The 12,684-nt window shown below is 64.7% G+C and carries 12 protein-coding genes; 9 read left to right on the top strand and 3 right to left on the bottom strand.

Annotation, left to right across the window (positions count from 1 at the left end; all coding sequences use genetic code 11):
* Window positions 1-162: 162 nt before the first annotated feature.
* Together ACKWRH_RS42690 and ACKWRH_RS42685 are read right to left on the bottom strand one after the other, a co-directional pair.
* On the bottom strand, window positions 163-1,959 hold the full coding sequence (locus ACKWRH_RS42690; RefSeq protein WP_445218434.1) for a glucan ABC transporter ATP-binding protein/ permease: 1,797 nt from the start codon (window positions 1,957-1,959) through the stop codon (window positions 163-165).
* Window positions 1,960-2,047: 88 nt separating this feature from the next.
* Entirely contained in the window at window positions 2,048-3,097 is a 1,050-nt protein-coding gene (locus ACKWRH_RS42685; protein WP_445218433.1) for an ABC transporter substrate-binding protein, read from the bottom strand.
* Between the two features lie 227 nt (window positions 3,098-3,324).
* Between ACKWRH_RS42685 and ACKWRH_RS42680 the strand changes: the two genes are divergently transcribed.
* The 7 genes from ACKWRH_RS42680 to ACKWRH_RS42650 all read left to right on the top strand — a co-directional run bounded on the left by ACKWRH_RS42680 (window position 3,325) and on the right by ACKWRH_RS42650 (window position 9,142).
* Window positions 3,325-3,702 carry a hypothetical protein gene (locus ACKWRH_RS42680; RefSeq protein ID WP_445218432.1) on the top strand — a complete coding sequence of 126 codons (378 nt, stop codon included), beginning with the start codon at window positions 3,325-3,327 and terminating at the stop codon, window positions 3,700-3,702.
* 163 nt (window positions 3,703-3,865) lie between these two features.
* Window positions 3,866-4,270, top strand: a complete 405-nt coding sequence (hisE, locus tag ACKWRH_RS42675) for a phosphoribosyl-ATP diphosphatase (protein WP_028147364.1) — start codon at window positions 3,866-3,868, stop codon at window positions 4,268-4,270.
* 133 nt (window positions 4,271-4,403) lie between these two features.
* Window positions 4,404-5,006, top strand: a complete 603-nt coding sequence (locus ACKWRH_RS42670) for a YqaA family protein (RefSeq protein WP_445218431.1) — start codon at window positions 4,404-4,406, stop codon at window positions 5,004-5,006.
* A gap of 122 nt (window positions 5,007-5,128) precedes the next feature.
* Window positions 5,129-5,668, top strand: coding sequence for a hypothetical protein (locus ACKWRH_RS42665; RefSeq protein ID WP_445218430.1), 540 nt, complete (start codon window positions 5,129-5,131; stop codon window positions 5,666-5,668).
* A 27-nt stretch (window positions 5,669-5,695) separates the two neighbouring features.
* Window positions 5,696-7,096, top strand: coding sequence for an aspartate ammonia-lyase (locus tag ACKWRH_RS42660; protein WP_445218429.1), 1,401 nt, complete (start codon window positions 5,696-5,698; stop codon window positions 7,094-7,096).
* A gap of 155 nt (window positions 7,097-7,251) precedes the next feature.
* The gene (locus ACKWRH_RS42655) at window positions 7,252-8,220 is read left to right on the top strand and encodes an NAD(P)H-dependent flavin oxidoreductase (RefSeq protein ID WP_445218428.1); all 969 of its coding nucleotides are present in this window, start codon (window positions 7,252-7,254) and stop codon (window positions 8,218-8,220) included.
* A 148-nt stretch (window positions 8,221-8,368) separates the two neighbouring features.
* Entirely contained in the window at window positions 8,369-9,142 is a 774-nt protein-coding gene (locus ACKWRH_RS42650; RefSeq protein WP_445218427.1) for a thioesterase family protein, read from the top strand.
* Between the two features lie 422 nt (window positions 9,143-9,564).
* Here ACKWRH_RS42650 and ACKWRH_RS42645 read toward each other — a convergent pair whose 3' ends face one another.
* Window positions 9,565-11,127, bottom strand: a complete 1,563-nt coding sequence (locus tag ACKWRH_RS42645) for an AMP-binding protein (protein WP_445218426.1) — start codon at window positions 11,125-11,127, stop codon at window positions 9,565-9,567.
* A 108-nt stretch (window positions 11,128-11,235) separates the two neighbouring features.
* Here ACKWRH_RS42645 and ACKWRH_RS42640 point away from each other — a divergent pair, with 108 nt between their 5' ends.
* Entirely contained in the window at window positions 11,236-12,201 is a 966-nt protein-coding gene (locus tag ACKWRH_RS42640; RefSeq protein WP_445218425.1) for an NAD(P)H-dependent flavin oxidoreductase, read from the top strand.
* A 168-nt stretch (window positions 12,202-12,369) separates the two neighbouring features.
* On the top strand, window positions 12,370-12,618 hold the full coding sequence (locus ACKWRH_RS42635) for a hypothetical protein (RefSeq protein ID WP_014491549.1): 249 nt from the start codon (window positions 12,370-12,372) through the stop codon (window positions 12,616-12,618).
* The last annotated feature ends 66 nt before the right edge of the window (window positions 12,619-12,684 follow it).

Below are 12,684 nucleotides of genomic sequence, written 5' to 3'. Positions count from 1 at the left end.
CCTTGGAGACCCGCCGGTTCCGGTCGGCTCTCGTGATCTGATGTTCGGTTCTGAAATCCGGCGCCGCCGCTTGCGGCGTCGCAAACCTATACCGGCTCGTGCGTCGAGAATAGGGGTTTCGGCCGGGTATTCCGCGATGAAATAGGCCGAATTTCGACGATGCTATGGGGACTTGGCCGCAGTCGCTGCAGCCTCAGCGGCCGTCACGCTGGCCCGTGCATTTTCCTGAACCATGAATTGGGCCCTGGCGAGTTCGGCAAAATGGCCGCCTTTGGCCACGAGTTCATCGAAAGTTCCGCTTTCGATCACGCGGCCGTTCTCGAACACCAGGATCCGCGTGGCATTGCGGATGGTGGAGAGACGGTGGGCGATCACGAATGTGGTGCGTCCCTTCATCACTTCGTCGAGAGCGGCGTTCACCTTGGCCTCGGTGACGGCGTCGAGCGCGCTGGTGGCCTCGTCCAGGATCAGGATTGGCGGATCCTTCAGCAGCGCGCGGGCGATCGACAGCCGCTGCCGCTCGCCGCCTGAGAGCATGCGGCCGCGCTCGCCGGCATTGGTCTCGAAGCCGCCGCTGCGCTCGATGAATTCGAGCGCCTGCGCGCGCTCTGCGGCCTTGCGCATCTCCGCTTCGGTCGCATCCGGCTTGCCGACGTGCAAATTCTCCGCGATCGAGCGGTTGAACAGCAGCGCCTCCTGGAACACCACGCCGATGTTCCGGCGCAGCGACGTCAGCGTCACGCCGCGCACGTCCATGCCGTCGATCCTGATGAAGCCGGATTGCGGATCGAAGGCGCGATGCAGAAGCGCGATCGCCGTCGACTTGCCGGCGCCGGTCGCGCCGACCAGCGCGATGGTCTGGCCGGGCAGCGCGGTGAAGGAGAGGTCCTCGACCGCCGGCCGCTTGCCGTCATAGGAGAAGGTGACGTCGTTGAATTCGACGAGGCCGGAGAGCCGCCCCGCATCGATCGCGTCGGGCCGGTCGTGGACCGCGGGCACCGCATCGAGCACGTTGAAGAACTCGCGCAGGCGCGGGGCTTCCATGAACACGTTGTTGATGAAGCTCACGACCTGCTCGAGCTTCTGGATCAGCATAGTCGCGAAGCTCACGAACATCACGATCTCGCCGACCGAGGTCAGCCCCTGGTCGTGCAGCGCGATGCCGAGTGTGAAGATCGCGAGCACCGTGATGGTGGTGGAGGCGCGCGTGATCACGGTGACGAGCGCCCACCACGACAGCACCGGCATCTGCGCCGCGAGCAGTTCATCGGCGACGGAGCGCAAGCCCTTCACCTCGGACTCGACGCGCACAAAACTCTGCACCAGAGCGACGTTGCCGAGGGCGTCGGAGGCGCGCGCGGAGAGCTCGCTGTAGTGCTCCTCGACCTGCATCTGCATGCCGAAGGTCCGGCGCACGACAAAGGTCGTCAGCGCGGTGAAGACGACGCAGAGCACGAACAGCAGGACCGCGAGCCGCCAGTTCAGGTAGAGCGACAGCGGCAGCAGCACCACGACCGAGAGGATCGCGGCAAAGTGCTCACGGAAGAAGCCGAGCCACAGCCGCCACAGCGCATCGGTGCCGTTGAGCATCACCTTCATCAGCCGGCCCGAATGGGTGCCTGAATGGAAGGTCAGCGGCAGTTGCAAGATATGCTCGAAATAGTCGGTCAGCACCGCCTGGCGCTGGCGGTGCGAGAGCCTGTCGGCCTGCAAGGCCACGAGCGCGCTGCAAGCGATGGTGAACAGCCCGAACGCCACCCAGGCCAGCAGGAACGGCCAGGCCGAGTTCGATCCGGCGACCGTCTTGCCGGAGAGCACGTCGACGATCCGGCCGAACAGCACGGGTTCCGCGAACTGCGAGGCCGCAAGCAGGAGATTGGCAAACGCCAGCAACCAGCCCAGCCGCGCCTCCTTGCCGAGCAGTTCGAGAACGCGGGTGTAGAGACGGAGGATGGACATGCGGGGGACGAACTCGGGCGGACAAAACGTGAGCCCGCATTCTAATCAGGGATCGCCGGTGAGATACAGCGGAAGCTGCGGGTTTTGCTCAGTTGATCAGCCGTCCCGCGACCGGCGGCAGGAACCGGTCGTCGAAGATATCGCCCGCCGCCGGCCGTTTGCGGAATTTGAAATCCTGCGCGATCTGGTCGATTGAGCGGTCCAGGCGCGCCGGGTCGATGCCGCCGAGACCGTTGCGCTTGACCTCGTCGGTCAGGATGTTGTCGATGAGCACGCTGCGCAGGCGTTCCCGCTCGAGGTCGCGGTCGCCGTCGTCGATCCGGCTCGTGGCTTCGTCTGCCGCACGGGCCGGCTCTTTGATGGTCGCGTTAACGCCGGCGATCAATGCGCGGACGAATCCCTTCACGGTGTCGGGCTTCGCGGCGGCGAAAGCGGGGTTGGCCACGACGGCGAAGCCATAGGCTTCGCAGCCATAGTCGGCATAGCGGAGTACCACGAGATCGCCACCGGGCACGCCGCGGTCGCGCAGGTTCACCGCCGAGAGATAGCTGAAGCCGGCGACCGCATCGACCTGGCCTGCGGAGAGGATCGGCTCGCGGACGGCGGCGCTGATCTTGTGGAATTTCACTTGCGACGCGTTGATGCCGTTCTGCTGCGCCAGCGCCGGCCACAGCCGCATCGACAGATCGCCGTCGGCGACGCCGACGGTCTTGCCGTCGAGGTCTGGCAGCAAGTGAATGCCGCGGCTCCTGCGCGCGACGATCGCGTAAGGCGCGCGATTGAACAACACGAACACGGCTTTGACCGGCGCGGCATCGTCCTTGTCGCGAAATCGGATCAGCTCGTTGATGTCGACGAGCGCGAGCTCGCTGTCGCCCTTGGCGACGCGCGCGAGCGCCTCCGGCGATCCGGCTGCGCTATTGAAGGACACGTTGAGACGCTCGGCGCCGAAATTGCCGTCCTTGGCGGCGAGGAAGAACGGCGCCATGCTCGCATCGACAGGACGATCGAATGTGAAGTGGATTGCAGTGGACGGCGCAGCGGTCTCGGCCGCGCTGACGTCGCGCGCAGCCAGCGCGGCAAGCGAGATTGCAATGGCCAGCAGGCCGCGAAGGGCGATCGTCTTGAATGCAAACATCAGTCGCGCCGGTCCCGCATTGTTGTGGTTTCGTGACGCTCGCAGCGCCGGCTGGCGACGAGCCTGCGCGCGCCAACATGAACGGCGGATGAGTGGGGGTTGCGTCATGATCACGCAACCCCGTTCAGCTTCTGTTGGGGTTCGGGAACCCAACATGGGCTGCGGGTGTTTGAAAGACATGAGCCTGTCGTCAGGCACCATTCGAGGTCCCAAGGAGGGTCCAGGACATGTTTGACAGATTTTCGGGATTTGCCGGCCGCAAGGCCGTCCTTGCCACCGCTGCGGTGTTGGCGCTGACCGCGGTCGCCCCGACTGCCTCGTACGCAGGCGGCCGCCACTGGCATGGCGGTGGCGGCGGTGCCGCGGCTGCCGCGGCCTTTGCCGGCATCATCGGCACCGGCCTTGCGATCGCTGCGACCCGTGACGCCTACGCTTATGATTACGGTCCGGGTCCGGGTTATGGCTATTACGGCGGCCCTGCCTATTACAGTGGCCCCGCCTACGGTCCTTACTACGGCCCGGGCCCGAACTACCAATATCAGCGCTATGGCGGCTCGGCTCCGTCGGAGCTCTGCGGCCAGGGCTACATGCAGAACTGCTACTAGCCTTGGCTACCAAGTTCTTGGCTACCAAGTTCTTAGCTACCAAGTCCCTGGCTACCAAGTCTTGACCAAAACAGGCCGTCGCGCTTGCCGCGGCGGCCTGTTTTTCGCTTTTAACCCTGCGCGTTAACGCGCTCGCCATTGGTTTAGGGTAGTTTTGAGTACCATGAGTGATTCGCTTGAGCGGCTATATCTGGCTGTGCTCGCGGCCAAGGATCTTGATCCGGCAACATCGCGTACCGCCCGGCTGTTTCAGCGTGGGCCATCCAAAATGGCGAAGAAACTGGCCGAAGAGGCCATTGAGGTCGTCATCGACGCGGTCAATGGCGATAGCGAGGCCGTGATCCGGGAAAGCGCCGACCTGCTCTACAATCTCACGGTGCTCTGGGCCTCGGCCGGCGTGCGCCCGGAGGATGTCTGGCGCGAGATGGCCCGGCGGGAAGACATGCTCGGCATTGCCGAGAAGCTGCCGAAGTCGCCGATGAAGCTGCCCAAAGTCGCGTCACCGCGCGTCGCCGCCAGGCGGCCAATTGTCGCGCTGGAGGGGCGCGTCTCGCGCAAGCGCCACTAAAGCGCGGTGAAACCGGAGCAAAGCGTCATCGCGCTTTAGGTTGTTGTTTGCGCGTGATCTTTCGGAAAACCGCGACACACTGTTCCGGATCACGCCAAATCGTCACAAAACTCGCGATGGACAAATCCGTCCCATGGTGCTTCATCGCGGCGCCATGCTGAAACGTATCTACGACTGGTGCATCGACGCCGCCCACAAGCCCTACGCGCTCTGGATCATGGGAGCCGTGGCTTTCGCAGAAAGCTCCTTTTTTCCGGTCCCGCCGGATGTGATGCTGATCCCGATGTCGCTGGCGCGCCCGCAGCGCGCCTGGCTCTACGCCGCGGTCTGCACCGCGACCTCGGTGGTGGGCGGTCTCCTGGGCTACGCCATCGGTGCGCTGCTGTTCGACTCGGTCGGCCACTGGCTGATCCAGGTCTATGGCCTCGGCGACAAGGTCGATGCCTTCCGCGCCTCCTATGCGGAATGGGGCGCGGTGATCATCCTGCTCAAGGGCCTGACGCCGATCCCCTACAAGCTCGTCACCATCACCTCGGGCTTTGCCGGTTACAATATCGGACTGTTCATCCTGTGCTCGATCGTCGCGCGCGGCGGCCGCTTCTTCATCGTCGCGATCCTGCTCAACCGCTATGGCGACTGGATCCGCGTCAGGATCGAGAAGCATCTCGGTCTCTGGGTGGCGATCGGCGCCATAGTGCTGGTGCTCGGCTTCGTCGTCGCGGTCAAGCTGATCTAGAGAATGATCCGGACCTGAAGATCCGCATCAGCGCAACGCGTGAAGCGGTTCTCCGCAAAGATCATGCTTACTCGATGACCCCGCGCTTTGCCGCTGCCCCGGGTTCGGCTACGGTTGCCGTCATGATGGTTCGATCCGGCAATCCGGTCCTCCGACTGGGGACGCTGATATTTGCAGTGCTTTCGCTCCTGCTCGGTGCCGGCGGCACCGGCTGGCCGCAATCCGCGCCGCCGGCGCTCGGCTTGCAGGAGCAGGGACCGCAGACCGCGCCGCCGCCCTCGATGTCAGCACCTTCATCGCCGCCGGCGCGCGAGGAAAATCCCGGGCTGATCAACGAAATGGGCAAGCTGTTCGACAAGCTGCCCTCGATCCTGCCGCCGATCAAAAGCCCGAGCGAGACCATGAACGATCTGTCGCGGCTGGCGACGCCGTCGGCCATGGTGTCGGGGCGCATGGCCTGCCCCGCCTCCTCGAATGGCGCGCCCGACTGCAAGCAAGCCGCTGACCAACTCTGCCGGAGCAAGGGCTACAAGGAAGGCAAGAGCCTGAACGCCGATTCCGCGGAAAAATGCTCGGCCAAGGTTCTGATCCCGGGCCGGCAACGCAAACCGGATGACTGCCGCACCGATACCTTCGTCACCAGCGCGCTGTGCCAGAACTGAGGACGTAGCGCCAGCAAAGGAGCGCCCATGAGCCGCACGGAGCAGGACTTCCTCGGACAGCGCGAGATCGCTGACGACATCTATTACGGCGTCCAGACCATCCGCGGGAAGGAGAACTTCCACATCACCGGCATTCCGATGAACCAGGAGCCTTACTTCGTGAAGGCGCTCGGTTACGTCAAGAAGGCTGCCGCGATGGCCAACCGCGACCTCGGCGCGGTCGATGCGAAAGTTGCGGACGCGATCATCGAGGGCTGCGACCGCGTCATCGCCGGCGACATGATGGATCAGTTCGTCACCGATTTCATCCAGGGCGGCGCCGGCACCTCCACCAACATGAACGCCAACGAGGTGATCGCTAATCTCGCGCTGGAATCGCTCGGCTTCAGCAAGGGCGACTACCAGCATGTCAGCCCGAACGACCATGTCAATTACGGCCAGTCGACCAACGACACCTATCCGACCGCGTTCCGGCTGGCGCTGATCCTGCGGCTCGAGAGCTACATGACGGCGCTGCGCCAGCTCCAGGAGGCCTTCTTCACCAAGGGCCGCGAGTTCGAGCGCGTGCTGAAGATGGGCCGCACGCATCTTCAGGACGCCGTGCCGATGTCGCTCGGCGCCGAATTCCGCGGTTGGGGCACCACGATCGGTGAGGAGGTCGACCGCATCTCCGAGGCGCGCGCGCTGCTGCGCGAGATCAATCTCGGCGCCACCGCGATCGGCACCTCCGTCACCGCGGCTGTCGGCTATCCAAAACTTGCGGTCCGGCATCTGAGCGCGCTGACCGGCGTCGACTTCATCCTCGCCGGCGATCTCGTCGAGGCGACCTCGGACACCGGCGCTTATGTGCAGCTCTCCGGCGTGCTCAAGCGCACGGCGAGCAAGCTGACGAAAATCTGCAACGACATCCGCCTGCTGGCCTCGGGCCCGCGCGCCGGCTTCAACGAGATCAACCTGCCGCAGCTCCAGCCGGGCTCGTCGATCATGCCGGGCAAGGTCAATCCCGTCATCCCCGAGGTCGTCAACCAGACCAGCTTCCTCGTCATCGGCCTCGACACCACGGTGACGCTCGCCGCTTCCGCCGGCCAGCTTCAGCTCAACGTGATGGAGCCGGTGATCTCGTTCGCGCTGTTCTTCTCGATCCGCACCATGGAGCGCGCGGTCAACAGCCTGCGCGAGAACTGTGTTGTCGGCATCACCGCCAACGAGGAGCACACCCGCAACATGGTGCTGAACTCGTTGGGGATCGTTACGGTGCTGAAGCCGCTGCTCGGCTACAAGCAATGCGCCGAGATCGCGCGCGAAGGCTACAAGAGCGGCAAGTCGCTGCACCAGATCGTGGTGGTCGAGCGCAAGCTGTTGACACCGCAGAAATGGGACGAGATGTTCTCGTTCGAGCGGCTGATCAATCCGGATCTGATTGGGTGATGCCGCCGGCGTTTGCGCAGCGAATTCCGCATGTTGGAATTGCGGTAACGGCATCCGCCACGGCGTCAAAACGCAATACTTGACAGTGGAAAGATTGCCTTGTTGGTATGGCCTCCAGCTTTCGATTTGCTCGCCACCAAAGGATCGTTTCGCCTATGTCCATGCCTGCCTTGTTCAAGGGACGCCTGTCGATCCCCGTGATCGGTTCGCCGCTCTTCATCATCTCGGTGCCCGATCTCGTGATCGCGCAGTGCAAGGCCGGTGTGGTCGGCTCGTTTCCGTCGCTGAACGCGCGGCCGCCGGAGCTGCTCGACGAATGGCTGGCGCGGATCACCGAAGAACTCGCGGCCTATGACCGCGCCCATCCCGACAAGCCGTCGGCGCCGTTCGCGGTGAACCAGATCGTGCACAAGTCGAACAACCGGCTCGATCACGACATGCAGCTCTGCGCCAAGTACAAGGTGCCGATGATCATCTCGTCGCTCGGCGCGCGCGAGGAGCTCAATCAAGCGGTGCACGGCTGGGGCGGCATCGTCTTCCACGACGTGATCAACCAGAAGTTCGCCCACAAGGCGATCGAGAAGGGCGCCGACGGCCTGATCCTGGTTGCTGCCGGCGCCGGCGGCCACGCCGGCACCATCTCGCCGCTGGCCTTCGTTGCAGAAACGCGAAAATGGTTCGACGGCCCGATCGCGCTGTCGGGTGCCATCGGCAACGGCAAGGCGATCCGCGCCGCGCGCATCCTCGGCGCAGACTTCGCCTATATCGGCTCGGCCTTCATTGCGACCAAGGAAGCCAACGCGGTCGAGCAATACAAGGAGATGATCGCGGGCTCGACGGCCGACGACATCGTCTACTCCAACCTCTTCACCGGCGTGCACGGCAACTATCTGAAGCCGTCGATCCTCGCGGCCGGCATGGATCCGGAAAACCTGCCGACGTCCGATCCGTCCAAGATGAACTTTGGCACGGATGCCTCCGGCGAGCGCGCCAAGCCGAAGGCCTGGAAGGAGATCTGGGGTTCGGGCCAAGGCATCGGCAGCGTCGAGGGCATCATCCCCGCCGCCGATCTGATCGCGCGCTTCAAGAAGGAATATGACGAGGCGATCGATCCGCCGCTCTAACCGCTCTCGTGTCCCGGACGCGCTGCAGCGTGCAACGCTGCTGCGCAGAGCCGGGACCCATCGCTGCAGCACACGGACCCCGGCTCTGCAGCGCACCGCTTACGCGCTGCGCTGCGTCCGGGGAACGCCAGCCGAGAATCGTGCAAACATGACCGCTATCTACCGCGTCGACGGCAACAACGTCGTCACCAGCCCCAATGCTGCCGGTCCGTGGGACCGGCGCATGCAGCACGGCTCGGCGCCGTCTGCGCTGGTGACGTGGGCGGCCGAACGCATTCCGACGCCGGTGCCGATGAATGTTGCGCGCGTCACCATCGACCTGATGCGCCCGGTGCCGGTGGCGCCGCTCACGATCGAGAGCGAGGTTTTGCGCGAGGGGCGCAAGATCCAGCTCTGCGAGATCAAGTTGTTCGCCGACGGTGTTCAGGTCGTCGGTGCCACCGTGCTCAAGATCAAGCGGCAATCACAGCCGTTGCCGGACGACGTCAAGGAGTTGCCGGTCACACTGCCGTCGCCCGAGGACTCGCTGGTCGAGGACGGCCATGGCGCGACCAGTCCGTTCGCAGGCATGGTCTCGATGCGCGCCGCGCGCGGCCGCTTCGGCCAGGCCGGGGCCGGCGCGATCTGGTTTCGCCTCGACCATCCGCTGGTCGAAGGCGAAGCGGTCTCGCAGGCGATGCGCGCCGTGGTCGCCGCCGATTTCTCCAACGGCACCGCCTCGACGCTCGACTTCCGTGCCTGGACCTACATCAATGCCGACCTCACGGTGAACCTGTCGCGCCAGCCGGCCGGAGAGTGGATCTTGCTCGACGGCGAATCCTGGATCGGCCCCGACGGCGCCGGCCTCGCGATGTCGCGGCTCGCGGATCGTCACGGCTATTTCGGCCGCGCGGTGCAGAGTCTGGTGATCGAAAAGCGGTAAACGTGACGGCAAGCGCTGTGAGCGCTCCTTTGAGCCGATGGAACGGCAGACTTCCGCCGCCGCGGAAGGGATGCCCTGGTCGCGAACCTCTTCTTGTCCGGAGGTCTCTGTTCGACGCCAGCGTCCTGCCAGTTCAGCTGCCGTAGACGATCTTGATCTCCCACAGCAGGACGATGATAGCCGTGATCAACGTGATCGCGGCCAACGCACTTTCCAAGGAAGCGACTCTCATTTGATACTCCGCTTCCCAGCCCCGTCAGCGGTCTAGTTGATTCGTTGATTCGCCTGCAATTGCGCGGACGGCGTGCCTGAAAAGTCCCTTCCGAGCTGTTGTTCGCGGGTCACAGCGACCCGTAGAACCCCGGGGGCCGGCCGCGGGAATCCGTGCGGCGCTGCCTGCCACAAGTTGCAGATCGGGATGACTACCCCACCATCCGGTCCCGTCCGCTCCAGAAGCCTGCGCGCAGCACCTTCTTGTCGACCTTGCCGACGCCGGTCATCGGCAGCTGCTTGACGAACTGGATCTGCTTCGGTGCATGTGCCGAGCCTTTTCGCGTCTTCACCAGATTGATCAACTCGTCCGGATCGGGCTTTGCCCCCTCGCGCGGCACGACGATGGCGGTGACGGCTTCGCCCCATTTCTCGTCGGGAATGCCGACGACCGCGACCATCGCGACATCCGCATGCCGCGACAGCACGTCCTCGACCTCGCGCGGAAAAATGTTGAAGCCGCCGGAAACGATCATGTCCTTCTTGCGGTCGAGGATGAACATGTAGCCGCGCTCGTCCTTGCGCGCGACGTCGCCGGTGTGGACCCAGCCGTTCTTCAGCGTCTCGGCCGTGATGTCGGGCCGCTTCCAGTATTCGGCCATGACATGCGGCGCGCGCACGCAGATCTCGCCGGCTTCGCCCGTCTTCACTTCCTGGTCGTTGTCGTCGAGGATCCTGACCTCGCAGGCCGAGATCGGGAAGCCGCATGACAGGAACAGCTCCGGCGTCCTGGGATCGTGATCAGCCTTGCGCAGCACCGAAATCGGATAGCATTCGGTCTGCCCGTAAAGCTGCGAGAACACCGGCCCAATCCGTTCGATGCCCTCGACCAGCCGGCTCGGCGACATAGCGGAGGCGCCGTAGAGCACGAGCTCGAGCGAGGAGAGATCGGTCCTGCTCAGCGCGGGATGATCGAGCAGCACATAGATCATGGTCGGCACGAACAGCGTGAAATTGATGCGCTCGCGCGCGATCATCGCCAGCACCGCCTCGGGATCGAAGCCTTTCAGCATGTGCACAGTGCCCCCGCGCATCAGGGTCGGCACTACTTTCGTGCCGGCGACATGGCTGATCGGGGCAACCGCGAGATAGTGCGGGGTGTCCGGGATCTCGAAGTCGGCGAGGATCGCGGCAGCACCCCCGGCGTTCTCGCGGTGATAGCGCAGCGCGCCCTTGGATTTGCCGGTCGTGCCGCCGGTGTAATTCAGCGTGGAGAGATCGTCGGGGCCGGCGAGGCACTGCGCGCTGGCATGGCCTTCGATCTCGATCGCCTGCAGGAGGTCGACGCCATAGTCGGCAGCTCCCATGGTGAAGACAGCCTTGAGCCGGCCCGCACTCGCGGCGAGCTCGCCGCCGCGATCGCGAAAGGTGGCGGCATCGACCACCAGCATTTCGGCCCCGGAATCCTCGAGCTGGAAGAGCTGGTCTGCCCGCGATCCCAGCGGATGCAGCCAGGTGATGCAGAGCCTGGATAATTGCGCGGCGACACCGGCGCACCATGTGTCGGCGCGGTTGGCGGTGAGGAAGGCGACGCGCGCGCCGGGCTGCAAGCCCAACCGCATGAACACGGCCTGGATCCGTCCGATCAGGTCGATGGTGCCCTGATAGCTCAGCGATCCACCGGGCCAGGCGAAAGCGGTGCGGCCGGGATAGCGCGACAGTGCCCGCAGCGTCTGCGCGCAAGTCGGGGATGATGCGTGGAGCGGATCGGACATATGTTTCCCCGTTGCTTTGTCATCGGCTTTTGACGTGCCAATGTTTGCGCGCAACGCTAGCACAGGGAAGGCGGGATGGAACGACAAAGCCCGCGCAAGGAGGCGTGAGTGGTATCCGATCGACTGCAACACTTCCGTGATCGTCTCGCTCTGCCTCTGATCGCGGCGCCGATGTTTCTGGTGTCGGGCGTCGAGCTCATGGTCGCGGCCTGTCGCAATGGCGTGATCGGCAGCTTCCCAACCGTGAATTGCCGCAATACGGAACAGCTCGAGGCGTGGCTCACAGAGATCGAAACGCGACTGCGGCAACACGAAGATCACACGGGTCGCAAGGCCGCGCCGCTTTGCCCGAACCTGATCGTGCATCGCTCCAACGCGCGGCTGGAGCAGGATCTCGCTGTGCTGCTGCGACACAAGCCGGAGATCGTCATCACCTCTGTTGGATCGCCCGCTCCGGTGTTGAAGCCGCTGCACCAAGCGGGCGCGCTGGTGATGGCGGACGTGGCCTCGATCCGCCACGCCCAGCGCGCGGCGGAAGCCGGCGCCGACGGGCTTGTGCTGCTCACCGCGGGCGCAGGCGGGCAGACCGGCTGGCTCAATCCGTTCGCGTTCGTCCGCGCGGTGCGCGCGTTCTTTGACGGCATCATCGTGCTCGCCGGAGGCATCAGCGACGGCCGCGCGCTGCATGCGGCTGGAGTCCTCGGCTGCGACCTCGGCTACATGGGCACGAAATTCATCGCGACGCGCGAGAGCATGGCGGACGAGCGCCACAAGGACATGCTGGTCGACAGCAGCGCCGACGACATCCTGCTCACCACCGCGTTCACGGGGTTGCAGACCAGCATGCTGAAGCCGTCGATCGTGGCTGCGGGCCTCGATCCCGACGATCTGCCGGCACGCGGCGCGATCGACATCGGTAAGGACATTGACGTCGATGCGCGCGAAAACCGGCCGAAACGCTGGCGCGATATCTGGAGCGGGGGACACGCGACATCGGGCGTGACCGACGTGATGGCGGCCGACGATCTCGTGGCGCGGACACTCGCCGAATATCGCGATGCGGGCGGGCGGTAGGCGGCGCCCTGCCCCTCGCCCCGCTTGTGGGGGAGGGAGAGGAGGCGCCGTCGCTCCCGATCACAGTTAATCGAGCGCTCCTCCGCAGCCCCGTACTTAACGGCAGATTAACCAACGCCCGCCAAGAATCCCCTCACGGCCGCCAATCAGGACCGAGAGGGACAGGCGATGGACTTCGATTTTCTCAACAGCAAGACAGCCGCGACGCTGGACGAAATCCGGGTCCGCGTGGCCCATGCGCTGGCCCGTCACCCGCTGTGCCGCAACGTGCGCTTCGACATCGTCAGCGTCCCCCGCACCCGCCGGGGCGGCAACTGGACGGTGACGCTGCAATCGGTCGAGCCGCGCGCGGTCTGGGAGGCCTCCGAGATCGTGGCCGACATCCAGGATGCCTACGACCTGGCGCTAGCTGCCTGATTTCCTTGAGATTTCGGGGCATGTCGCCGCAGTCCGTGCGATTGCCGCTACGCTGGCACCGTTAAG

This window comes from Bradyrhizobium sp. Pa8 (assembly GCF_052588265.1).
The sequence above is the reverse complement of the archived record's forward strand: the minus strand, read 5'-3'. Positions and strand labels throughout refer to the sequence as shown.

Bases quoted from the DNA above. Each gene is read 5' to 3' on its own strand.
- ACKWRH_RS42670 (WP_445218431.1), top strand. From the start codon at position 4,404: ATGGTGCTTCATCGCGGCGCCATGCTGAAACGTATCTACGACTGGTGC.
- ACKWRH_RS42680 (WP_445218432.1), top strand. From the start codon at position 3,325: ATGTTTGACAGATTTTCGGGATTTGCCGGCCGCAAGGCCGTCCTTGCC.
- ACKWRH_RS42685 (WP_445218433.1), bottom strand. From the start codon at position 3,097: ATGTTTGCATTCAAGACGATCGCCCTTCGCGGCCTGCTGGCCATTGCA.
- ACKWRH_RS42650 (WP_445218427.1), top strand. From the start codon at position 8,369: ATGACCGCTATCTACCGCGTCGACGGCAACAACGTCGTCACCAGCCCC.
- hisE (WP_028147364.1), top strand. From the start codon at position 3,866: ATGAGTGATTCGCTTGAGCGGCTATATCTGGCTGTGCTCGCGGCCAAG.
- ACKWRH_RS42690 (WP_445218434.1), bottom strand. From the start codon at position 1,959: ATGTCCATCCTCCGTCTCTACACCCGCGTTCTCGAACTGCTCGGCAAG.
- ACKWRH_RS42665 (WP_445218430.1), top strand. From the start codon at position 5,129: ATGATGGTTCGATCCGGCAATCCGGTCCTCCGACTGGGGACGCTGATA.
- ACKWRH_RS42645 (WP_445218426.1), bottom strand. From the start codon at position 11,127: ATGTCCGATCCGCTCCACGCATCATCCCCGACTTGCGCGCAGACGCTG.
- ACKWRH_RS42655 (WP_445218428.1), top strand. From the start codon at position 7,252: ATGTCCATGCCTGCCTTGTTCAAGGGACGCCTGTCGATCCCCGTGATC.
- ACKWRH_RS42635 (WP_014491549.1), top strand. From the start codon at position 12,370: ATGGACTTCGATTTTCTCAACAGCAAGACAGCCGCGACGCTGGACGAA.
- ACKWRH_RS42660 (WP_445218429.1), top strand. From the start codon at position 5,696: ATGAGCCGCACGGAGCAGGACTTCCTCGGACAGCGCGAGATCGCTGAC.